The organism is Accumulibacter sp., assembly GCF_036625195.1.
Taxonomy (GTDB): domain Bacteria; phylum Pseudomonadota; class Gammaproteobacteria; order Burkholderiales; family Rhodocyclaceae; genus Accumulibacter.
This window is the reverse complement of record NZ_JAZKUG010000001.1, coordinates 3,550,717-3,573,795: the sequence shown is the minus strand read 5'-3', so window position 1 is coordinate 3,573,795 and position 23,079 is coordinate 3,550,717. Positions and strand designations below refer to the sequence as shown.

The 23,079-nt window shown below is 72.4% G+C and carries 12 protein-coding genes; all 12 read right to left on the bottom strand.

Annotated features, from left to right (window positions below):
• Nucleotides 1–6 precede the first annotated feature (6 nt).
• The 12 genes from V5B60_RS15710 to V5B60_RS15655 all read right to left on the bottom strand — a co-directional run bounded on the left by V5B60_RS15710 (nt 7) and on the right by V5B60_RS15655 (nt 23,049).
• Entirely contained in the window at nt 7–1,014 is a 1,008-nt protein-coding gene (locus V5B60_RS15710) for a sulfate ABC transporter substrate-binding protein (protein ID WP_332348004.1), read from the bottom strand.
• Nucleotides 1,015–1,286: 272 nt separating this feature from the next.
• Nucleotides 1,287–1,907, bottom strand: a complete 621-nt coding sequence (locus V5B60_RS15705) for a HEAT repeat domain-containing protein (protein ID WP_332348002.1) — start codon at nt 1,905–1,907, stop codon at nt 1,287–1,289.
• Nucleotides 1,888–3,708, bottom strand: coding sequence for an eCIS core domain-containing protein (locus V5B60_RS15700; protein WP_332348000.1), 1,821 nt, complete (start codon nt 3,706–3,708; stop codon nt 1,888–1,890). The genes V5B60_RS15705 and V5B60_RS15700 overlap by 20 nt, the downstream gene beginning before the upstream one ends.
• A 273-nt stretch (nt 3,709–3,981) precedes the next feature.
• Entirely contained in the window at nt 3,982–4,434 is a 453-nt protein-coding gene (locus tag V5B60_RS15695; protein WP_332347997.1) for a DUF2501 domain-containing protein, read from the bottom strand.
• Nucleotides 4,435–4,563: 129 nt separating this feature from the next.
• Entirely contained in the window at nt 4,564–4,983 is a 420-nt protein-coding gene (locus tag V5B60_RS15690; protein ID WP_332347995.1) for a hypothetical protein, read from the bottom strand.
• Entirely contained in the window at nt 4,980–6,926 is a 1,947-nt protein-coding gene (locus tag V5B60_RS15685) for an eCIS core domain-containing protein (protein ID WP_332347993.1), read from the bottom strand. The genes V5B60_RS15690 and V5B60_RS15685 overlap by 4 nt, the downstream gene beginning before the upstream one ends.
• On the bottom strand, nt 6,927–8,087 hold the full coding sequence (locus V5B60_RS15680) for a hypothetical protein (protein WP_332347991.1): 1,161 nt from the start codon (nt 8,085–8,087) through the stop codon (nt 6,927–6,929).
• Nucleotides 8,065–12,432 (bottom strand): eCIS core domain-containing protein, encoded by a 4,368-nt coding sequence (locus tag V5B60_RS15675; protein WP_332347989.1) that lies wholly within the window; start codon nt 12,430–12,432, stop codon nt 8,065–8,067. The genes V5B60_RS15680 and V5B60_RS15675 overlap by 23 nt, the downstream gene beginning before the upstream one ends.
• The gene (locus V5B60_RS15670) at nt 12,429–14,387 is read right to left on the bottom strand and encodes an ATP-binding protein (protein ID WP_332347987.1); all 1,959 of its coding nucleotides are present in this window, start codon (nt 14,385–14,387) and stop codon (nt 12,429–12,431) included. The genes V5B60_RS15675 and V5B60_RS15670 overlap by 4 nt, the downstream gene beginning before the upstream one ends.
• Nucleotides 14,384–16,036 carry a hypothetical protein gene (locus V5B60_RS15665; protein WP_332347983.1) on the bottom strand — a complete coding sequence of 551 codons (1,653 nt, stop codon included), beginning with the start codon at nt 16,034–16,036 and terminating at the stop codon, nt 14,384–14,386. The genes V5B60_RS15670 and V5B60_RS15665 overlap by 4 nt, the downstream gene beginning before the upstream one ends.
• Nucleotides 16,037–16,040: 4 nt before the next feature.
• Complete coding sequence (locus V5B60_RS15660; protein WP_332347981.1) at nt 16,041–21,098, bottom strand: hypothetical protein; 5,058 nt, start codon at nt 21,096–21,098, stop codon at nt 16,041–16,043.
• A gap of 16 nt (nt 21,099–21,114) precedes the next feature.
• Nucleotides 21,115–23,049, bottom strand: coding sequence for a hypothetical protein (locus tag V5B60_RS15655; protein ID WP_332347979.1), 1,935 nt, complete (start codon nt 23,047–23,049; stop codon nt 21,115–21,117).
• Between the last annotated feature and the right edge of the window lie 30 nt (nt 23,050–23,079).

Genomic DNA, 23,079 nt, shown 5'->3' with positions numbered 1-23,079 from the left:
AGCGCATCAGCGCTTGCCGGGCACGAAGATCTGGTCGAAGATGCCGCCGTCGGAGAAGTGGAGCTTCTGCGCGTTGCGCCAGCCGCCGAAGACCTTGTCAACGGTGATCAGCCGGGTCCTGACGAACTGCTTCGCGTACTTCGCGGCGACCTGCGCATCCGTCGGGCGGTAGAAGTGCCTGGCGGCCAGCTCCTGCCCTTCCGGTGAATAGAGGTACTCGAGATAAGCCTGCGCCACCTGGCGCGTGCCACGCTTGTCGACCACCTTGTCCACGATTGTCACCGGCGGCTCGGCGAGGATCGACAGAGAAGGCGTGACGATCTCCAGCTTGTCCGCCCCGGCCTCCCTGAGCGACAGATGGGCTTCGTTCTCCCAGGCGAGCAGCACGTCGCCGATGCCGCGTTCGACGAAGGTCGTCGTCGAGCCGCGCGCACCGGAGTCGAGCACCTTCACATTGCGATAGAGCTGGCCGACGAAGTCCCTGGCCTTGTCCTCGTTGCCGCCCGGCTGCTCGACTGCGAACGCCCACGCTGCCAGGTAGTTCCAGCGCGCACCACCCGAGGTCTTCGGGTTCGGCGTGACGATCGCGACGCCCGGTTTCACCAGGTCGCTCCAGTCCTTGATTCCCTTGGGATTGCCCTTGCGCACCAGAAAGACGATCGTCGAGGTGTAGGGCGAGGAGTTGTGTGGCAGACGCTTCTGCCACTCCTTCGGTATCAGCCCCGCGTCGGCGATGGCATCGATGTCGTAGGCGAGGGCCAACGTCACGACATCGGCCTGCAGGCCGTCGATCACGCCGCGGGCCTGCTTGCCGGAACCGCCGTGCGACTGCCTGACGGTGATGGCAGAGCCGGTCTTCGCCTTCCAGTGCCTGGCAAACGCGTCGTCGAACTCCTTGTAGAACTCGCGCGTCGGATCGTACGACACGTTCAACAGGGAGACGTCGGCCGCGAGCGCGTGGCCAACCAGCAGGGCAGCAGCCAACAGGCCGGCCAGGAGACATCTGAATTTCATCGGGATTCCATTGCGATGGGCGGGCCCGCAGTCTACGGAGCCGGCATGCTCCCGTGAAGGAATCTTTGTTCATGAGCTTATTCCGCGGTGTCCGGAATCCGTGTTGCGGTCCGCGGGGCGGTCCGCCGGGGCTCATCGGACCCTGCGGCGACCGGTGCCACGGGGCATCATGGCTCAGGGTCGCACACGCTCACCATCACAGTTGGTAACCGCGGCCGCTACATACAGTTGAGGCCTGTGCCCGCAGCGTCGTCGGCGGATTGCCGTGCGGCTCAGCGGCCCTGCCGGCCAACCCAGTCGATCCACCGATCCGCCGCCGCGTCGCGCTGCGGCTGTTCGGCAGCAGGCAGGTAGCGCCCGAACTCGACCCACAGCGACTGCCAGTCGCTGCCGCCAGCCAGCCGGGGGAAAATCCGGCGCAGGATGAGGAAGGCACGCGACCGGGTCATCAGTCCGCGGGCCTTGAGCAAGGGCACGACGCGCGGCAGGACCGCCGGTCCGAGATCGGTCAGAGCGTCGGTGGCGAGCGTGTCGGGCTCGCGCAGGATGTCCGGATAGTCGTCGATGGTCTGCAGCAGCGCATCGACGGCGCGTGCGTCGCCGATGCGGGCGAGCCCCTGCGCAGCGCGCGCGCGCACCTCTTCGTCGGCATCGCCGAGCAGTTCCACGAACACCTCGGCAGCGGCGGGGTCGGCGATCTCGGCCAGCCCCTGGACGATGCGGGCACGCAACTCGCCGCCCGCCCGCGGCACTGCGGCGAGCAGCGCAGCGGTGCTCGCCCGGCCGCGGCGTACCAGTTCGGCGAGCGCCAGCGCCCGTTCGTTGAAGTGGTCCGCCGCCAGGGCGGCGACCAGTTCGCCCGCGCTGCGCCCGTCAGGGGGCCGCGGCGACATGGCTGAAAGTCAGGATCACGCGCCGATTGGCCCAGCGGTTGGCCTCGCGACTCTGGTCGGCGCCGACCGCGGCGTCGCCGCCCTCGTCGCCGGTACCGGCGTCACTGGTGGCGGCCGTCGACGCGCCGTGGCCGATGATGATGCCGTTGATCCGCGCGGCGGCGATCCCCTTCGCCAGCAGCGCCGCCTCGACCGCGTGCGCGCGACGCAGCGACAGGTCGCGGTTGTACTGGCTAGCGCCGCCGACCTGGTCGGCGAAGCCCTCGAGCGCCAGTTCGACGTCGGGGTTGCGCGTCAGGTAGGGCAGGAAGGTGTCGATCTTCGCCTCCTCTGTGGCATTGAGGAAGTCGTCGTTGAAATCGAAATAAAAGGTCACCGGCTCGTGCACGTAGAAGTCGCGATGGCGCTCGAGCGCTTCGGCGAAAGTTGCCGAAGTCCCGGCATCGACGTGCAGGTGCTCGTTCGTGACGTGCCCGGCATCGACCGTGAAGCCCCAGTTGACCGCGCCGTAGGTCAGCATCGTGTCTTCGCCGATGGCCGCGCTCTCGAAGGTCCAGGTGATGACGTCGGTCGGGCTGCTGGTGCCGGGAAAATCGTACAGCGACGCCGTGCGGATGTCGGCCGGATCATCCGAGCGCTTGTAGCCCGGCACCTGCCCGAGCGGATTCGCGCCGATGCCGCCACCACGCGACGCCGGCTGCTGCGTCGTGCCGCCGAAGCCGACCGTTCCCGGCGCCGCCGCCCCCCAGGGATAGCGCGGCGACAGTGCCGACCCCGCCGGCACCCCCGGACTGGCGGCATTCGGCCGATGCAGCACGTCGGTCTTGAAGCCGCCCTCGATGCCGCGCAGCGGATCGGCCTCGGTGCGCAGTCCCGGATCGCCGAGCGCGCCGCGCGGCGCCTGCGCCGCCGGCATCGACGCCGCATTGACGTCGGCGCCGCTGGCATCGATCGTGCTGTTGACCTGCCAGATGCCGATGACGCTCGAGTTGGGCTCGCCGATTCCCGGGACGAAGCGCAGGTAGCCGTCGAGTCCGCTCTTGGTCGGCGAGGCGGCGAGCGCACCCTCGCGCGTCTGCAGGTCGATCTCGAACAGGCTGGCGCTGCCGGGGATCATGTAGGTGCCGGCAAAGCTGCACTGGATCGGCGCCGGGCCGCCGCGCGCGCTCAGCGGGATCGCGCTGCCGTCGGGCGAACCGCCCGACTGCTGGACGACGTGTGCCAGCTCGTGGGCGGTCAGCTGGTCACGCCCCGGGCTGCGGCCCGCACCATAGAAGATGTCGCTGCCGTGGGTGAAGGCATTGGCGTGCAGGTCGCGATTCAGCCGTGCCGCCTGCGCGTCGGTATGCACCCGCACATGACCGAAGTCGGTGCCGAAGCGCTGCTCCATGAAGCTCCGCGTCGCACCGTCGAGCGCTCGCCCCTGGCGGCCGAGCAGCGCTGCCGGTCCCTGTGCCGGTGCCGCAGGCGAGGCGCCGCGGCGCGGCGCGGCGCCTGCCGCCGCTGGCTCGCCGCTGGTCGCGGCGACGATCTGCCGCGCCGCTTGCTCCGCCTCGAGCTCGTGGTGGTCACCCGGCGCCGCGAGCGGCGTCGTCGCCGCCGGTCGCGCTTGCGGCAGGAAGGCGGGAACAGCGCTTCCTGCCGCCGCTGCCGCCGTCTGCGGGGCGCCCGGTCCGGCCGCCGTACTCCGCGCTCCGGCAAGGAAACGGGGTATGCCGCTGCGTGCCCGGCCACCGCCAGCGGCATCGCCGATGGCCGCCCCAACGCCCGCCGCTGCACGGGCTCGCGACTTGAAAGTCATGACGCCTCCTCGCTCACCAATTGGCGGCGCCGTCGCCGCTCTTCCCGCAGCACCCCGGGCGCCGATGTCGCCGGCGTCCTGCGGCTGTCGGTGCATCGCGCGGCCCCGCCGGCATCGCCCAAATTTTCAGCGGCCGCTGGAATCCCTTGCCGACAGGCGCTTCACGGCGGTTTTCCACCGCCTGCACAGGCCTTGCCCACAGCTTGTCCGCAGTCGCTGGGGACAAGCTGCGATCGGCCACGGGTTGTCCACAGCGACGGCCGATCCTGTGATTCACAGCAGCGACTTGCCCTGGGCCAGGATCTGGTCGCAGATCTGCTTCGTCACCTGCTTCTTGAAGCCGCCACCGGCGAGATCGAGCTGGCCGCCATCGCTGCCGTCGAGAATGCCCCGACTGCCGCTGTCGTAGCCCGGGTCGGCCCGTGGCGACCGGCCGGGGAGCTTGCCGACCAGCGAGTCCTTGACCGAAGCCGCCGTCTTGCCACCGAGGTAATTGTTGCGGATGCAGAACTCGAGAAGCCCGGCAACGTTGCCGATGCTCCCCGAAGTCAGCGACTGCCCGGGCAACAGGCTGCCCAGCCCGCCGACGCCGCCGATGCCGCCGGGCAGGCCGCTCTGCTGCCCCTGTTTGAGGACGTCGCCAAGCTGCGCCTGGGCGACCTGGAAGGGCAACAGGGCGGCGATCAGGATGCCGCCAATCCGCGTGCGATACGGTTTCGTCTTCATGCTCATGCTCCGTCATGCGGGTGGAAAGCTTTCTCCGCTCCCGGCGCTTGACGCTGCGCCGGAGCCGCCGTCGTCCGCTGCCGCGGAAAGCGCCCGGTGGGGGCGACAGGATGTTGCATTATCCCCCTCTCAGGCGCTGAACGGCGGCCCGGCGATCGCCAACAGAGCAGCACGCACACGCGCGAAGGCGACGGGCGCCGGGGCGCGCTCGATGCGCACCGAATGGCGCTGCGCGCCGAGAGCGGCATCGATCTCGTCGCGAAAGCCGTCGCGGCCGGCGACGACGATCCGCCCGGGCAGTTCGAGGAAGCCGCTGGCGAGCAGCGTCCGGGCCAGCTCCTGCTGCTCAACGGGCGACAGTCGCCGCAGCGGTGCGTCCGGCCACGGCGCACTCCACTCCTCGCCAGATGGACAATCGCGCTGTTCCAGATAGGCGAAGACGTCGCCGGCGGGCGTCACGCGGATGCGCTGGTTGCCGCGGCTCGAGATCGCCTGGACGCGCCGGAACTCGAGGCTGAGCGGCGGGTCGGCGGCAGCGCTGGGGTTCATCCGATGCGCCACTCGGACTGCGCGATGTCGGGCGCCGTCATGCGCCCGAGCGCCTCCCAGAGGGTGACGTAGTGCCGTGGCAGGACATCGATGCCGTTCGACATCTGGCTCGAGGTCCTGACGCCCCAGACCGCCGGCCCCGCTACCCCGGCAGCGGTGACCAGGCCGGAATAGAGGGTCTGCTGCGCGCCGAGGGTGCCGGTCGTATTGTTCTGGTACTCGTCGGGCAGGCCGAGCATGTGGCCGAACTCATGCTCGCCGACCGAATAGCGGTTGGCGGCGTAGGTCGTCTCGAAAGTGTGGTCGACCGAGATGTCCGCACGACGGTTGGCGGCGTCGCCGGCGCTGCCGACGGCGCCGTGGCCCAGAACACCGATCGGCTGTGGCACGCCGAGGCCGGCGAGAAAACTGCGTACCGCGGCGGCACGCCGGTCCGAGAGGCCCTGGTTGTGCGTCGTTTCCCCGTCGCGACTGGCGAAGCCATCGACCTTGAGCGGGATCAACGGGTCCGCAGGATTCTTCTGCCGTGCCGCATTGGCGAATGCGGTCAGCGCCGGACGCACGGCCGGTTCGATGAGGTCCGAATCGTTGGCGAAGAGCACCGGCGACGCTGCTGCCGCCGCCAGCGCCGTCTCCAGCCGCTGCCGCTCGCTGCTGGCGACGCTGCCGCTGTTGAAGTTCGGCTCCTCGCGGACGTCGGACTGGTACAGATCGGCGGTCGCCGGTCGTTCTGGATGCGCCGGGTCGGGGTCGTTGGTACCCGATTTGTAATCGATCGCCGGTCCCGGGCTCTTGTGCACCGTCGTCACGTAATGCGCCTCTGCGTCATCATCGACCTCCACCGGCGTCACCAGCGGGACCGCCCGAAAGTCCCAGCACGGCTTGCTCGAGCGCAGGACGTGCTGCGCGCTCCAGCGCGCGCTGACGCGGCCGATGAAGTCGCGCTTGAAGTCGGCCTTCTCGCTGTCGCTCCAGAAGAAGCGGCTCAGATCCTCACCGGCCAGAGCCCGCCGCAAGACGTCGAACACCCCCGGCGCATTGTCGGCGGCGACGAAATTGAACTTCATCTTCACCGTCACCGGCATCAGGCCGACGAGCGGGAAGTAATCGGCGTCGAACATGCCGAAGGTGGTCGAGGGGATGTAGCGTTCGAGGTGCATGTGGCGCAGCGCGAAGGCGTCGCGGCGGGCGCCCTCCTCGGGCGTCAGGCAGGCACCGAACAGGGAATCGAACAGCGGCGTCGGTGGTGCCGCAACGCCCGCCGGCAACCCCGCGCCGGCGTCGGTCGGGCCAACACCGGCCGCTGCCGCCGCCGGTGGCAGCGCACCGTCGGCAGCAACACCGGCGTCCGGTGCGCGGGCAACGGTCCGCGCGGCATCGCCGCTCGCCACATGCGCCAGTTCGTGCGCGATCAGCCGCCGCCCCGAGTCCGATCCCGGCTCGTAGCGGCCGGCGGCGAATGCGATGTCGTTGCCGAAGCTGAACGCGCGCGCCGACAGCGAGCGCGCCAGCCGCGCCGCCCGCGGCCCGCTGTGCACGCGCACGGCGCCGAAATCGCGCGCGAAGCGCGGTTCGAAGAAGGCGCGCGTGGCGCCGTCGAGTGGCTGCCCCGCATCCAGTCCGGGCAACGGCACCGCCGGCGGGCCCCTGCCCTCGGCCGAGCGCTGGACGCCCGTGGCGCAGTTGCTGCAGGGCGCCAGCGGCGTGCAGCCGGCACATCCCGCCGGCGCCATCACCGCCTCGGCGACCGCCTCTGCCTGCCGCTCGCCGGGGTCGCCCGGCTGCGACAGCGGCACGCCACGCGCAGCGAGAAAGCGCGGGACGCCCTGCGCCGCCGGCAGCGCCGAGCGCTGCAGCGCAGGCGACACGCTGGCCGGCGCCGTCGTCGCCGGCACGTTGCGGCGAGCAGCCTGCCCGCCACTTCGCTCGTAAGTCAGGTTCATCTATCGGGCCCTCATCTCGCTCACCATCTGCGCCACCATCTCGTCGAAAGGCGCCGGCCCCAGCAGATCATTGCGCAATCGATCGATGTGCGCGCGAAACACCGCCTCGGCCGCCGGCCAGCGGCGGTGGCGGGCGATCGCGAGACCGGTCGCCAGCGTCCGGTAGGCTTCGCGAAAAGCCTTGGCGGCGCTCTGGATGCCGGCCATGAAGATGACCATGCTGACCAGTCCGAGGAGGTTGCCCTGTTCGGCATAGCCTTTCGCCGCTCGCAGGCAGGCGGCGACTGCATCGGCTCCGTGCTGCTGCGCGGCGCTCGACCGCGCCGTACCGAGATCGATCAGGATGGCGAGATCCGGCTGCGGATGCGCCCGGCAGAGCTCTGCGGCCTCGCCGAACAGCGCCTGCGCCGCGCCGTGCTCACCGCGTGCCGCGAGCAGGCTGGCCAGCGCCACGTCCATCTGGATCACCTCGGGCCAGACTGCGGCGCCCCGGAGCAAAGCGCGCGCCTGTCGCAGCTGACCCACGGCCCGTGGCGCGTCGACCAGGCTGATGAAGACGAAGGCGAGCGACTGGCTGGCCTGAATGCGCTCTTCGACCAGTTCCTCCGGCAGGCGCGCCAGCGCCAGCGTCAGCGCCGCGCGTGCGGCGGCCACCTCGTTCGCCTCGATGTGGTACTCGCCCAGTGCCAGCTGCCTGAGCGCACCGGACGCCTCACCCGGCGGCGCCAGCGGGACGGCCTGCAGCGCCTGGCAGGCCTCATCCAGACGCTGCAGGCGCACCAGGACGCGCACGCGGCCGATCGCGCAGCAGGCGGCGAGTTCGCCGGACCGGCCGCCGACGGCAGCGGCCGCCTGTCGCGTCAGCGCGAGCGCGGCATCGAGATCGAGCCGCCGCATGCGGACGATCGCGCGGCGCAGCAGAACGCGGCCGCAGGCATCGGCGTCGGCCACCTCATCCGCCAGTCGTGCCGCCTCGTCGAGCCAGTCATCGACCGGCGTCGGCCAGCCCGGGAAAACCGGGTGCGCGCAGGCGGCCCGCAGCAGGGCCGTCAGGCGGAGTCGGGCCGAGCCGCTGGCGCGCGTGATCGGCACATCCAGCAGGCGATCGCCGAGCAGGCTTGCGGTTGCCCGCTCGAGCTCAGCTGACGAGCGCTGCTTCATCACTTTCGCTTTCTGCGCCTGCGGCCGCGCTCGCGGCTTCGCTCGTCGCGCCCTCGTCCGCCTGCGCCGGCATGGTGCCCTCGCCCGTCGCCGCGAAGTACGGCCGGTAGGTCGCAGCGAAATCGACGACGTAGCTTTCTCCCGCCATCTCCTCGGCCGCCAGCACGCCGTCGTGGGCCGCGAGGTCGCCCTGCAGGGCCAGCGCATCGGCGCGCGCCGCGCGCGCGTCGTCGATGTTCGCGTCGGCCTGATCCATCGACTGGCGATTGCGTTGCTGCTCCTCGCCCGCCTGCTCGCCGACCGCTTCCAGGCCGGCATCGCTCTCTTCCAGGCTGCCACTGCGCGCCGCGATGTCCTGCCCGCCACCGTCGAGCTCCGCCTCGATCTCGTCCAGGCCGAGTGCCTGATTGATCATGCCCATGATGAACTCGTTGATCGACTGCATCACCTGATTGACCTTGCGTCGCACTGCCCGCACTGCCGGCGCGACGAGCCCATCCCAGAGGGCGCCGGCGGTCGCATCCCAGGCACGCTCCAGCCAGCTGCGCGAACGCGGCTCCTCCGGCTTGGCCTCGACACTGACCCCCTGCCCCTCGGACTGGACCGCATCCGCCTCCTGCTGGCCGCGTGCGGCATCGCCCGAGGCTTCGGCGCCCTGCGCCGACATCTCCTGCTGCGCGGTGGTGGCCTGATCGAGCTTGCCCTGTTCGGCCGCCACCGTCGCGCGCTCGGCGCCGGCAAAGCGCGCCTGCGCGGTGTTGCGCTCCTCCAGCGTTGCCGCCGCCGCACGCGCCGCGACGTTGTGCTGCTCTGCCACCACGGTTTCACTGACGCAGTCGTTCACCACTTCCATCGCGCTGCTGATGTCGATCCGCTGCTCACGAATCGACACCAGTGCCGACGGGCTCCACGGCACCGGCGTCGGCGGTTGCGCGGCGGCGGTAGCCACCTCGCCCAGCGCCGCTGCGCCGCCGTCGCCGCTGCCGGCGACGAGCGTGTCGTCGACGGCCGGCGGCTCGTCTTCGGGGCCGGCGGAGGTAGTCTCGCCGGCGTTGGGAGTGGCGGTCGCCGCCGCCGACTCGGCAGCGCTCGCGGCCGCCGGCTCGGTGGCGCTCGCGGCGGCCGACGCGGTGGCGCTGCCCGCCGCCGCCTCGTCGCCGGGGGCAGACGGAACGCCAAGCTGCGCCAGCATCCAGTCGCCGAGCGCCAGGCTCTGCATCTGCACGTCGTCCGAGCCGCGAACGGCGATCCTGCCGATGCCGGCGATCGAACGGTCGAGCAGCGTGCGCGGCACGACGCCGGCGAAACGGTCGGCGAAGTCGACCGTCGGACCGAAGAGCGCACGCGCACCCGCCTCGCCGGTCTGCCAGCGATGGCCAGCGACGAAATGCGCGTCGAACAGCAGACGCTGCGACGGGTCGTTCGGGTTCACCCAGATGCCGGTATTGCCCTCGCGCCGCAGCGCTTCGAAGAATGCCTCGCTGCGGAAGTAGTCCGGGTCGAAGCTGCCGGTCAGTGGTGTCGGCGACGGTCCGCCGGTGGCGAAGGCCGGACCGCCACGGGCGAGCGCCTCGGCTTCGCCGGTGGTACGGATGAAGGGGACGTCGAGCGGCGCACCGCTGCCGCCGGGCGGCCGGCGCGCCGAGCTTGTCCCGAACAGCGTCCACGGCGACGTCGCCCGTGTCGTACCGGGCGGCACCACCAGCGGCGCATTGCCGAGCTGGATGTAGCGCGGATCGTAGGCGACATGCGGCGCGTCGAGCACCGATATGGTGTGATGCGGCGTCTTGTACACCGCGCTGCGCGTCGCCTGCTGCCGGAAGGCCGCGACCTCGGCCTCGGTCCATTGCGCCGGGGCATTCGGCCGCGCATTGAGCTGCCGCGCGAGATCGGCATCGCTGAGCGATGGATTGGCGGCGATGGCGTTGTTGATCGTCGTCGCCTCGTTCCGCCGCAGACCATCGAGGAAGCGCTGCAGTCGGCTGCCTGGCCGGCCGAACACCAGCCGGCCGCCAGCGGCCGGGTCGGCACGCAGGGCCAGGTCGTTGAAATTGATTTCCGGAAACTCCGACGCCGGCATGCGTGACTGCAGGCGGGCGCGTGCGGCGGCCTCGGTCAGCGCGCCGGCGCTCTGCGCACCGGCCAGCTCGGCGCGCAGGCGCGCGCCGACGAAGCCGTGGTGCGCGCGCTCCGAACGGGCGAACAGCAGTCGTGCCAGATCGAGGTTCTCGCCGTAGACGCGACCGGCGTAGCGTCCCAGGCGCGAGCCGGCGAGCCAGCGTCCGGCTGCTGATCCGGCGACGCCGCGGCCGAAGCGGCGCAGCCCGCTCGCACCGGCCGTCGCCGCCCCGCCAAGCAGGCGGCCAGGCGCGCTGCCGAGCAGCGCCCGCGCACGCGTGCCGACCGCAGCCAGGGCGCCCCCGGCGACGCGGCCGGGGCCGGTGCGGCCGATCGCCCGCGCCGCACGTCCGGCAGCGGTGGTGGACAGCGCGCTGCGCAGCCCGAAATCGCGCGTCCGTCCCATGAAGGTGTGAAAACGCCCAGAGGCACCCGCACCGGCCCGGCGCACCGCGCCCGCCGCACCGCTGCCGGCTCGCCCGACCGCCGCTGCCGCCCGCCCGATTCGCCCGGGTTGCGCCGCCAGCCGGCCGGCGGCGCCGGCGACCCGACTGCCGGCGCCGCGGGCAGCGCGGCCGACGACCCGCCCGACGCGGCTGCGGCCGAGCAGCCGTGCCGCTCCCGGCGCCACCGCTGTGGCCACGGCGACGGCGCTCATCACCGTTCCCATCGCATCCTGGCGCACCATGCCGAGCAGGCGCCGGCGCTCCTCGGGGTCGGTCTCGTTCTTCAGGCGATAGTAGTTGTAGCCGGTGAGGATGATTCCGAGCACGAGACTGATGCCGTCGAGAATCAGCGCGGCGACATCGCAGAAGCGACCGACGGTGAGCAGGAAGGCGCCGACCGGCGGCAGCAGCAGGCTGAGGATGAAGCCGCTGACGGTGGCGACCAGCCCGATGATGCCGACGATGCCGCCGAGCTGGCCAGTGACGTCGCGTATCGTCGCCAGCGTGCGCAGCCAGAGCGGCTCGGCCTCGTAGCCGGTGCGCGGTGCACCCGGCTGCAGCCCCTCCCCGGCCAGACCCTGCAGGGCACTGGCCTCGGGGTCGGTGAGCCGGCGGTCGCCGAGCGCGTCGGCCGCATCGAGCAGCGCGCGCGTCTGCGGGTCGAGCGCCGCGATGCGCTCTTCCGACAGGTTCCCCTCGAGATAGGCGGCAACCTCTTCGCCGACCAGGCTCTCGAACTCGGCCGCGGGGCCGGGCCGCTCGACCGGCGGGGGCGATCCCGCGTCGGCGATCGGCCCGCCCGCGCGCAGCGCCGCGTCGCCCTGCCCGGCATCGCTGCCGTCCTCCCCGCCGGCTCCGGCAGCATCGCCGTCACCGCCACCGTCGTCAGCCGTCTCCGCCGTTGCCGCCTCCTCCGGCGCCGGTTCGCCGTCGCCCCGCTCAGCCTCGCCGGCCACCTCGCCCAGCGTCGACCGGGTACCCGGGTTCAACTCGACGCTGGTCGACGCCGCGTCGGCTCCTGCGGCCGGCGTGGCCGCCAGCCGCGACGCCATCTCATCCTCGGAAAAGGCGAACGACTGCCCGGCCGTACCCGCCGCTGCCGGCTCGCTGCCGCTACCGGCAGCCGCGTCCGCCTGCCGCCGGATGGCCACATCACCGCGCCGCTGCTGGACGACGTGCGCGGCCTCGTGCGCGATCAGGGCGGCGTCATCCGGCCGCTGCCGCTCGCCCAGCCAGACGTCACGGCCATGCGTGAAGGCGCGCGCGCCGATCCGCGCACTGGCGTCCGCCGCCGTCGGCCCCTGATGGACGCGGACATCGGCCAGGTCGGCGCCGAGCGTCGCCTCGATCCGGCCGCGCAGCGACGGCAGCAGCGGCTGCGCGCCATCGCCCTGCGCAGTGCTCGCCGCGTCCTGCCCGTCGTCCGGTGGGTCGGCGCGCAGGCTCTTGCGCCGGACGCCGGGCAGCGCGTGCGGGCGGACAGCCTCGCCGCCCGCTGCCGCTGCACTCGCGCGTCCCCGGCCACCCGCCGCTGCCGGCGCGAGAAACCGCGGCAGCGTCGACCCGTCGTGGACGACGGCGTCGGCGACCGCATCCGCCTCGCGCTCGAGCGGGTCATCGGTGGGCCCGACCTCGAGTGTGGCCGGCAACGCCGGGTGGCTGAGAAAGCGCGGTACCCCTGCCTGCTCGCGCTCCTCCCGCGCGCTTTCGCGGCCACCGCTGCTCGCCCCGCCGGCGGACTCCTTGCCAGCCTGACGCAGCATCCTCTGCAGGCCGCTCATCCCGCCACCGCCATCGCGCTCGGCAGCGACTTGCCGAGCTTGCGATACTCCGCCGCCACCGCCACCAGCAACGCCGCCTCGTCGAGCGCCGTGCCCCGCTGGCGGGCGAGCGCGGCGGCGGCGAGGACGACATTGCGGATGTGGCCGCCGGCAAGGTCACAGGCGGCGGCGAGGCGATTCAGGGTGGCGGCGTCGAGCCCGTGCCGTTCCCCGAGGTGCGCCAGCCACAGCGCCCGGCGCTCCTCGGGCCCCGGCGCCGGGAACTCGATGATCGCGTCGAGCCGGCGCGTGAAGGCCGAGTCGAAGCGCGCGCGGCTGTTGCTGGTCAGCAGGACGATCCCCTCGAAGCTCTCGATCCGCTGCAGCAGATAGTTGGTCTGCTGGTTGGCGAAGCGGTCGTTGGCGTCCTTGACATCGGTGCGCTTGCCGAACAGCGAATCCGCCTCGTCGAAGAGCAGCACCACCTCGGCATGTTCGGCGCGGGCGAACAGATCGGAGAGGTTCTTCTCCGTCTCGCCGATGTACTTGCTGGTCACCGAGGCGAGATCGACGCGGTAGAGCGGCAGGCCGAGGCGGGTCGCCACCCAGCTCGCGGCAAGCGTCTTGCCGGTCCCCGAGGGGCCGACCAGCAGCGCCCTCACCCCCGGCCGGTAGCGCGTCCGTGCCGCCGCGCCGAGGCCCTCGGCGAGCGTGTCGCGCTGCCGGCAGCGCGCCAGCAATGCCTCGAGCGCGTTGCGCAGCAGCGGCGTCAGGATCAGTGCCTCGTCGGGAATGTCGTCGGCGAGGAGTTCGGCGAGCGCGCCGAGGTCGGCACCGACACCGCTGCGCGCCACCTGCGTGACATGGCTGATCGCCACCTTTTCGTCGAGGCGCGCCGCTGCCGAACGAGCCGCCTGCCCGAGTTCGGCGATGCGCCCGGCAGCGTGCCGATGCTGCGTGGCAAGGGCGAGGATCGTCTCCGCTGCCGGTCCCGCGCCGAGCGCGGCACGCCAGAGCTGGCTGCGCTCGGCCGCCACCGGCACCGGCAGTCGCCACTGCGCGACGGCAGCGCCGGAGTCGATGCTGCCGTCGGCGCCACAGGCGACGAGCAACGGCCCGTCGTGCCCGGGGATACGCGGCGCCCGCCGCCGCTCGCCCGGCGCCAGCGCGACGCACCAGACCGGCAGGCGGCCGTTCAGCCAGAGCCAGGCGGCGAATCCCGGCGCTGCGTCGCCCTCGAAGAAGGCGACGCGTGCGCCGATGGCGGCGACCACCTGCGCCGCCGCGGCGCGCGCCTCGAGCGGCTGCCCGCTGCGGATCAGCAGCGTCCGCACCCCGTCGCCGATCAGGCCGGCGCCATGCCGCTGCGCCTCGGCGATGGTGGACGGCGGCAGCGGCGGCAGCCCTGCGGTATCGGTATCGACACCGTCGAAATGTCCGTCACGACCGTCGAGCGCAAAGAGCAGCGGCAGCCCGACGCGCACGCTGCGTTCGCAGAGCGGGCGCTCGTCGGGCTGCAGCTGCAGCAACCCGTGGCGCCGTGCCGGCCCGTTGGCCAGCGCCGCCAAGGCGTCCGCCACACCCAGTCGCTGGCACAGGCTGGCGATCAGTCCGACCGTCGGGCGTGCCTCGCCGACCGGATGCTGCAGCCAGATCAGGGCGCGTGCCGCCATCGGCAGCAGTTCCGCCTCGCGCGCCAGCGCCAGTGCCAGGGTTTCGGCCAGTCCCAGTCGCTGCTCGGCCGCCAGGGCATGCAGCCGGCGGTCGACGACGGGTGGCGAGCGGGTCCACGCCGCCATCGCGTCCGGAGGATCGGCAACCCCCTGCCACATCGCCAGCGCCGCCGCGTGGCTGCCCAGCCAGGTGGCCTCCGCCGAATCCTCGCTGCCGCTGCCGTCGGCGAGGAGCGCGAAGGCGATCTCCGCCAGCGTCGGCGAGCGCTTCGTCTCGCCGGGTGGTGTCTCCGGACGGTTCATCGATCCCCCCGCCCGTAGTGGAAGCAGAGCACCCGCCCGAGCCACGGCACCCAACCCGGATCGAGGTCGAGACCGGCGCGCCGCAGACGCAGGTCGACCGCTTCCAGATCCTGCCAGACATCGATGTGGGTCGCCGTCAGCGACAGCCGCGCCGGTCGGCATACCAGGCTGTGCAGGCCGATGCCGACGCGCCGGCGCAGATGGCGGCGGCAGTCACGCAGCCAGCACGCCGCCTCGCCGTCGGCAGCGGCGTCCGCAGCGAGCGCTTGCGCGAACAGGCCCCAGACCGGATCATCGCCATCGACCCGCAGCCGGTGCAGCAGCATGACGAGTATCCGTTGCGGTCTGTCGCGACGCCCGGCATCGGCGGCCAGCCAGTCGGCGAAAGCGAGACGGCACAGCAGTGGCACCAGGAACAGCAGACCGCCGGCGGTCGTCACCTGTCGGTCGACGCTTCCTTCGCCGCCGGCGACGTTGCCGGCGACGTAGCCGGCGAATGGCTCGCCGGTGGCCGGCAGCGGCGCCAGCGGCCCCTGTCCGGTCACCGCCCGCTGCCGCCGCCTGCTGCCAGCCGCCGGCGCGCTGCCGGGAAGCGCAGCGGAACCGGCCGCGTCCGCCGACGTCGGCAGGCAGTGCGCAGGGCCAGCGAAGTCCGGTTCATCGCCGCTGTCGCGGGCAAGCGCTGGCGCGCTGTCGGCGCGACCGGTCGCCGCCGGCGGCATCGGCCCGCGCGGCTGCTCACCGCCGGCAGCGTCAGGCGCAACAGCCCGGCGATCATGGCCGACCCGTGCTGCCGCAGCACGGGTGGCTGCGGCAGCAGGAACCGTACCATCCGCTGCCGGCCTCGCCGTGGCGGTGAGCGTTTCGCCGGGCGGACGGCTCGCCGCGACCGGCTCGATCGCTGCTGCGGCGCCGGCCAGCGCCGCCTCCCCTGGGGACCGATCGGGCTCCAGTCCGCTGCGCCACGCCATGCGCGCGAGCCACAGGTGACGTGGGTCGTCGCCCCCGAGTCGCCGCCAGGACCAGTCGAGCGCCGCCCGCCAAGCCTGCGGCGGCGCCGCGGACGAAGGAGCCACGGCAGCACCACAGGCCGCATCGAGAAGGCCGGCATCAGCGGGCGCGAGCGCCAGCAACAGCCGCGCGCAGGCGTCTTCGCCGTGGGTCAGCAGCAGCGCCAGCCAGCGTGGCAAGGCAGCCGGGGCTTCCGGCAGCGCCGCCAGCGACAGCGCCACGGCGCGCAACGCCGGACCGCCATCCAGCGTCGAATGGTAGCCGCTGACGAGCAGCGGCCAGCACCAGGCCGCACGCGCGGCCCGCGCCAGGATCAGGCGGGTCAGCGCCAGATGCGCCGTCAGCGCATCGGCGAAACGTACGGCCGTCGCGGCAGCCAGCGCGGCATCGCTGGCCTGCGCGCCATCGATCGCTGCCGCCGCGCGGCAGGCGCGTGCCAGTTCCGTCGCCACCTGCTGCGGCGATGCCGCAGCGGCGAACGGCGGCAGGCGCAGCCGGCGAAGCAGTACCAGCTCGCCGCCGTCACCGGGCAGACTCGCCGTGCGCAGTGCATCCTCGATGAGGAAGGCACCCCGCCGTGCCAGGGCAGCGTCGGGCGCACGGATCGACAGGCGACGGACGCTGCGCTCGGCGAGCATCGACCTACCTCATCTTGACACGGTCGAGACGGCCCGCGCTCATCGCCACCGGACTGTCGGCAGCGACGAACTGCACCCGTGTCTCGGCCGCCAGCTCGAGCCGGTTGCCGTCGACCTGCAGGATCGTCGTCTGCACCTCGCCGCTGGCGAGATCGTCCACGCGTGCCCGCGCGACCACGCGCTCGGCCTGGTAGACCAGCGCCTGCATGCCGACGCGGAGCTTGAGGCCGTCGCTGACGCGCACCGGCAGGCGCACTCCGGGCACCGCCGTCACCGGCGCCGGCAGGCGGCCGGCGATGATGCGGTTGACCGGCGCGTGACTGGCGAGCAGCAGGCACATGTGCACGAGGTCGTTGATCAGTCCCTCGCCACCCGGCTCGGCCACCTTCATCTGGCCGAAAAGCCAGTCGGCATAGGCCTGCAGCTGCCGCCGCGTCGCGTACTCGAGTTCGCCCCAGCGCGGCAGGCCGGCGAGGTTGCGCAGACGCGGCGCGGCGTCGAACTGCGACAGGCGTTCGGCCCAGTCGAGACGGATCGACGGCAGCACCTCGGCAAAGGACTCGTGCAGGCAGGCGGCGATGCGCGAAATCTGCTCGAAGACGCTCGCTGCCTGGCTCGCCACCGCGCCGCTGCCATGCTCGCCGTCGATCAGGTCGCCGAGCGAGACCACCTTCTCGGCCTCGGCGCGCGCCCCCTGCCAGCCCATGCGGCCGATCAGCGCCGGATCGATGCGTGTCGCCACTGCGCGCAACTGTTGCACGGAGACGAGTTGCCGGCGCTGCAGCGCACCGATCGCCGCCGCGACGCCGCGCGGCGGACTGCTGGCAGCCGGTTGCGCGGCGACGCGCAGCTGCATGATCTGGCTGCGCAACTGCGCCGACTGCATGGTCTTCAACAGCAGGTCGACGCGGTCGAGGCGGTCGAGCAGCGCCGGCACCGCCGCGAACCAGCGTGCCGGCGCCTCGCGCACCACGGCCAGCAGTTCGGCGAGTTCGTCGGGCGCCGCCTGATGCATCCTGAGGCAGGCCGGCACCGGCGCTTCGAGCAGGCCGGGGTCGAGCTGCCGCAGCGCCGCCGGGACGATCAGCTCCGCCTCGCGCGGCCGCTGGTAGGCGATGAAGCGGACATGCTCGCGCAGGACCTGCGCCCGGCGCTCGTTGATCGCCGCCAGCCGCGCCTCCTCCTCGGCGATCAGCGCCCGCGTCACCGAAACGTCATGGCGCGCCTCGGCAAGCGTCCCGCCAACCGCCAGCAACCGCTGCTCGAGCGTCACCGCCTGCCCGCGCAATTCGTCGAGGACCGCCTGGCTGCGCCGGATGGCGTCGCGGTAGAGCTTGATGCGACCTTCGAGCTGCCGCATCAGCGCCACCGTGTTGTCGGAGAGATCGGCGCCGTCGGCGAAATACGCCGACTCATCGATCTTGCTGCGCCGCGGCGCCTGCAGCATCAGTGGCAGCCGCCAGCGCTCGCGCAGCACGGTGGCGAGCGGCAGACTGCGGCGCAGGCCGTTGATCGCCGCCTGCTCCTGCGCATCGCTGCTGTCGACCACCGGCAGCGGGCGGGCGTCCGGACCGCTGACCTGGCTTTCCGCGTCAAAGAACAGCGCCGGGTCACCACGCACACCGTTGAACTGGATACCGTCGAAGAGCCCGGCGCTGTCACCACCGTCCTCGACCTCGAGCGCATCGGCGAACGCGATCAGGCTGCGCACCGCCTCGTAGCGCGTCGACGTCGTGTAGTCCTTGGCCTCGTTCGCTTTCGGTGCCTCGAGGCGGTCGGCGATGCTCAGCGTGCGCACCTCGGCCTTGCCGATCAGCGGCGCCGCGTGCGTGATGTCGTACGGCAGGTAACTGCTGCCACTCGAGAACAGCTCGGCCTGCGTCGCGGCACGCGTGATCGTGTTGTTGTCCAGTTGCACCGTGTCGGCCAGTCGCAGGTTCGCCGATTCACCGATCTGCAGGTTCTCGCTGGCACCGCCGCCGAGGCGCAGTTCCTGGCTGCCGCCGGCGAGGAGGAACTCCTGGCTGCTGCCACCGCTCAGGCGCACCTCCTGGGTGCCGCCGCCTGCGAAGCTGAAGGCCCGGGCAGCCACGCCCCTGGCTTGGGCGCCGTCCGCCGCGGTCGCGAGCGAGATGCTGCCGGTCGAAGCGAAGTCGCCCGCACCGCCGGATGCCGTCGTCGGCGCCGCCCCCCCGGCGGACCCGGCGAAATCCCCCCGGGGCTGCAGCGAGGCGCCCTTCAGCTCCTCGAAGAAACCGGCGATACGCTCGCTCGAGGCCACCGCGGTCTCGGCGCGGGAAATGCTGGCGAGTGCCGGCGAGATCGCCAGCCGGGTCGCCGCGGTGGTGCCGAGGACCAGTTGGCGGACGCGGTAGATGTCCGTCTGCACCTTGACGAAGCTGTAGTCGACGAGATCATCGGCGCGGTCCGCGCGGCTCTTGAGGTAGGCGATGAAGCCCTCGAGGCCGCGCGCGAAGATCTGGTAGCGCTCCTGCGCCGACAGGTGCGCGAGCGCCGGGTCGTCGTAGAGCGCGAGCGCTGCCGCGACCTGCCCGTTCACCGCCGCCGTCGTCGGCGCGCGCAGCTCGCGTGGCTGCAGGAAGCTCCAGACGCCACGCGGCGTGGCGCCCACCGGCAGGGCACCGGAGAACCAGGGCCGCTCGCCACCGGTCGTACCGAGCGCACCCGCAGCGCCGAAGGCGGCGCTGCCGTCGAAGAAGCTGAACGCCATGCCGTTGAGCGCCGTGCCGGCGACGCCGACACCGCTGTCGCCATCGACCGGAACCTCCAGCCGCACCCAGCGCCCCGGCCGGGGCAGCGCACCGATCCGCCGCCGCGAAGGCGTTCCGGCGCTGCCCCAGGCAATGCGGTCGAGGCCCCAGAACGCGCGGTGCTCCCAGCTCGTGCCGCTGCGCCACTGCAGCATCAGTTGCGTCGGCGGATTGTTCGCATCCAGATACACCCAGGCGTAGAGCCGCTCGCCGGCCGCAGCGGTGAACGCGGCGCCGGCATTCTCGAAGAAGTGCTGGTGCAGCCCCGGCAGCGGCGGCTCGACATGCCCGCCGCCCGCCGGTGCGCCGCTGCCGTCGACCGGCAGCACCGTCGTCGAGGCTTCGAAGGGAGCCCAGAGGTCGTTGTGGGTCATGAACTCCCAACGCTCGTCGCCATTCTGGATCGCCCCCGTCGGCAGGACGCTGCAGAACCACTTCCGCTCGCTGCCGCTGGCAGCAACTGCACCGGTCATCGCGAACGCGGCGCGACCGTCCTGCAGCGTGAACGCCATGCCGTCGACTGCTTGCCCCTCGAGCGCGACCAGGGAGGCCGGCAAGAGCAGCCGGATCCATTCACCGGCGGGCGGCAGGTCGCCGGCACGCAGGCGCCCGGCGCTGCCATCGGCACCCCAGGCGATCAGGTTCTCGCCCCAGTAGGCACGATGCTCCCAGTTACCGGCATGCCACTGCAGCATCAGCGTCCGTGGTGGGTTGTCGGGATCGAGATGGACCCACGCGAAAAGCTGGTCGCCGGCCGCCACCGCCAGGGTCTCGCTCGCCGCCTCGAAGAAGTGCTGGTGGGTGCCGCCGCGCAGCGACGAGCGGTGGCCGCCGCCGGCCGGTGGCGGACCCCATGGCGCCAGTGACTCGGTCTCGAGTGCTTCGGCATCGTCGGCGATCGCCGGCACCGCCAGCGCACTGCCGCTGATCGCCCGCGCCAGCACGGCAGCGCGGTTGCGCAGTCCCTGCCGGCTGCCGAGCGCCCGGGCGCGCCGCAGGACGAACTCGGCGAGGGTGGCGGCGAACTCCGGGTCGATCACTTCGCGGATCAGCAGGCGCGGCTCGAACACCGCCTGCGGCACCGGCACCAGCAGGCGGACGCGCTCGCCGAGCGCGAGGTCGAGCGGCGCCAGCGAGACCGCTTCGGCGACTGCGGCATCGAGCTGCTCGCTCGGCAGCGGCGCCGCATCGAGCGTGAAACTTCCGGGAAAGAAATCGCTCGACAGGTTGGCCAGGTCAACGACGTTCGCCGGCAACAAACCGAAGGGCGGCAGGCGCGCATAATCGGCCGCCAGCGTCGCCGGGTCCGGCGCGGTGTCGCCCGCGGCGGCGATCTGCTCGGCCAGCTGTTCGAGGCGCGCCTGCCAGAGAGCCGGCAGCCGCCAGTGGATGTCCAGCCCGCCGGCAATGCCACCGATCCGTCCATGGCGCGCGTGCCCGCCGCTGCGCACGACGCTCGCGCGGTCGAGGAACAGTGGCGTCCAGTCGTCAGCACAGGCGACGAGGCCGAGCGGCACGCCGAACAGTTCCCAGGGCAGCGACTCATCCGGACCGAGCGCCGCCTCGACGTCGAAGATGCGCCAGGCGAGATCGTTGCGCCAGCGGCCGGGCATTCCCGCCGGCATCGCCGGCAGACTGAAGAACTCCTCCGGCCAGGCGTACCACAGCAGCCGCGCCGCATCACCGATCCGCCAGTCCTCGAAGGCGACGACGTTGCCGCTGCCGCAACCGTCGAGTGCGCAGGGATCGGTGGCATCGAACTCGCCGATGCGGTCCGCCGAAACCGGCTGCAGGAGGAGGATGCCGACCCGCGGCAGGGCCGCCGGCGAGGCACCGACGACGGCGCCGAGCGCCGGGCCGACCATCTTGCCGGCAACGCCGCCGGCGCCGCCGCCCGCTCCGCCCATGCCGGCGAAGGCCGACGGATCGGCAACCACCGGCAAGTCGGCAAGCGCCACCTCGATCGCCTGCGGCACGCGCACGTCTTCACCGTCGACCGCCAGCCCCTGCCCCTGCAGCAGCGCCAGGCGCGTACCGGCGAGACCGCCCGCGTCGTTGAACAACGAACATTCCAGCCCGCGCACGACCCCGGGAGTGAACGCCTGCCCGCGCAGCGCGACATGGCGCGCCGCCCAGTCCTGGCGAGCGGACAGCGTCGGACCGGTGAGGGTGCGGCCGGCAAACAGGTTCGGCCGACGCAGCCACCAGCGGCTGGCGTCGGCGCCATCCTCGGGCGCGAGGCCGACGAGGTGCTCGCCCGACAGGGGCCTGGCAATCGGTGTGATGCTCACGGTCCACCTCCTTCAGTCATTGCCCATCGCCTTCGCTCTTGCCGGCTGCCGTGCTGGTCTTGCGGCGCCTGCCGGAAGGCGTCGTCGCGGCCTTCTCGCCGGCGGCCGTGCTGACTTCGGGCGAACGCTTGCGCGCCGCGGCGGGCGCAGCCGGCGGCGGCTCCTCGGCTGCAGCGCTGCGCAGCGCTTGCGGCCGCAGCACGCTGCGCGCCATCGCCGACAGTTGCGCGCTGCGCGCCTGCGCCGCCGCGGCGTCGGCCGTACGCCAGTCGCCTCCTTCAGCCAGCTCCTGCAACGCTGCCTTGCTCGGCACCGTGTCCGGCCGTGCGCGCTCGAGACGACTGAGACCATCACCGACGCCGGGCGCCGACAGGTCGGCAGCGACGCGCAACACGGCGGCCTGGTCAAGCGCCTGCGCCTGGCCGAGTTCGCCGAGGGCGGCGGCGGTCAGTGCCGGCGATTCGATGAAACGCGGGCTGGCCAGCAGGCTCTCGATCTCCAGCGCGGCGCGCGGTGTCGAGCGCTCGAGCAGGCGCCCGAGCGCCGTCTCGAGACCCAGCGCCGCAAGTCGCGGCGCCGCCCGGTCGACCAGGTCGCGACCGGCGACACGGATGGCCTCGCCGGCCAGATCATCGCGGTAGGCGAGATTGCGCCGGCGCACGAACCACAGGGTCGGCAGCGCCGCCAGCCGTGCCCATTCCGCCTGTGCCGGGTCGACCGGCGAGATCACCGGCGGCAGCCGCGGAATCCGTAACTGCTGCAGGATCTCGAGCGGCTTGCGCGTTGCCACGAGATTGATCGCCGCCGGCCGCAGCGGCAGGATGCGGCTGCTCAGCCGGTTGCTGACGGCGCGCCACTCGTGCCGCGGGACCGGCGCCAGGATCAGTACGGCGGTCGCTTCGAGCGTCGCCGACGAGGCCTCGAGGTCGATCGGCGGCAGGCTCAGCGACTCCTCGACCAGAGCCGGCAGCTCGTCCTCCGGAATGATCGAGAAATCGACCGCCATCTCGGGCGGAAAGTAGCGCTGCGTGAAGTCGCGGCTGTCGATCATGCCGGCCGGGATCGGCCCCGCCGGCGGCAGCAGCGGAAAGTTCTCGCGCGCCGCGAAGCCGCGGCCACCGCTCGCCGCCAGGATGTCCGCCAGGTGTACCTGGTGCTGTACCAGATGCGCCAGGCGCAGCGCCCGCGGGGCATGGCCGAGGCCCGGCAGGTCGGCACGGTCGGCACCGAGTTCGCGCCGCACCAGCGCCTCGTCGAGCCAGACGACGACGTTGTTCATCAGCGCCAGCATGGCCAGCGGCAGGACGTTGGCCGACACGCCGCGGACGCCGTCGCCGCCGAAGATCGCCGCCGCTGCCCGCCCGCGGCGGGCGGCCAGGGCATCGGCGGCACCATCGTCCTGCCACGGCACGAGGACGACCGCGGTCGCTTCGACGACATCGCCATCCTCGACGGTGCGCTGCCCGGTGATCGACGTCGGATAGGCGCCGACCGGATTGGCGGTGAATTCGACCGGCCGCAGCGCCAGCACGAAGAGTCCGTTGCGACTGCGCAGCGGCGGCTGCGGCCGCCTGCCGAGGCCGAAGCGCGCCGTCAACTGCTGTGCCCGCGGCACGTCGGCCAGACGCAGCTCGAGCGGACGTGGCAGCAGGACCAGTTCGCCGGCCGGCGTGATGCCATGGCCGGCCGTGATGGTGACGCGGTCGCCGGCGCTGCCGCGCTCGACGTCGAGGCCGCGGGCGACGCCGCTGCCCGCGGCCTGGCCGAGATCGGCCTCGCGCGTGAGGATGTACTCCTGGTCGCGGGTGAGGTCACGCGCCGCGAGGAAGCGGCCGTCGAAGTAGCGCGGCCGCTCGCGGCGCGGATCCTCGATCAGCACGCCGGCAGTCCTCAGGGATGCCACCTGATCGGGTGCCAGGTTCACGCGGCTTTCGCCAGTGCTCAGGTTCATGACTCGTCCTCCAGGGCGCCACTTGCCGCG

What these genes read in the sequence shown, in the direction of transcription:
- V5B60_RS15680 (WP_332347991.1), bottom strand. Translation starts at nt 8,087, where the DNA reads ATGAAGCAGCGCTCGTCAGCTGAGCTCGAGCGGGCAACCGCAAGCCTG.
- V5B60_RS15710 (WP_332348004.1), bottom strand. Translation starts at nt 1,014, where the DNA reads ATGAAATTCAGATGTCTCCTGGCCGGCCTGTTGGCTGCTGCCCTGCTG.
- V5B60_RS15695 (WP_332347997.1), bottom strand. Translation starts at nt 4,434, where the DNA reads ATGAAGACGAAACCGTATCGCACGCGGATTGGCGGCATCCTGATCGCC.
- V5B60_RS15675 (WP_332347989.1), bottom strand. Translation starts at nt 12,432, where the DNA reads ATGAGCGGCCTGCAGAGGATGCTGCGTCAGGCTGGCAAGGAGTCCGCC.
- V5B60_RS15655 (WP_332347979.1), bottom strand. Translation starts at nt 23,049, where the DNA reads ATGAACCTGAGCACTGGCGAAAGCCGCGTGAACCTGGCACCCGATCAG.
- V5B60_RS15665 (WP_332347983.1), bottom strand. Translation starts at nt 16,036, where the DNA reads ATGCTCGCCGAGCGCAGCGTCCGTCGCCTGTCGATCCGTGCGCCCGAC.
- V5B60_RS15685 (WP_332347993.1), bottom strand. Translation starts at nt 6,926, where the DNA reads ATGAACCTGACTTACGAGCGAAGTGGCGGGCAGGCTGCTCGCCGCAAC.
- V5B60_RS15690 (WP_332347995.1), bottom strand. Translation starts at nt 4,983, where the DNA reads ATGAACCCCAGCGCTGCCGCCGACCCGCCGCTCAGCCTCGAGTTCCGG.
- V5B60_RS15700 (WP_332348000.1), bottom strand. Translation starts at nt 3,708, where the DNA reads ATGACTTTCAAGTCGCGAGCCCGTGCAGCGGCGGGCGTTGGGGCGGCC.
- V5B60_RS15705 (WP_332348002.1), bottom strand. Translation starts at nt 1,907, where the DNA reads ATGTCGCCGCGGCCCCCTGACGGGCGCAGCGCGGGCGAACTGGTCGCC.
- V5B60_RS15670 (WP_332347987.1), bottom strand. Translation starts at nt 14,387, where the DNA reads ATGAACCGTCCGGAGACACCACCCGGCGAGACGAAGCGCTCGCCGACG.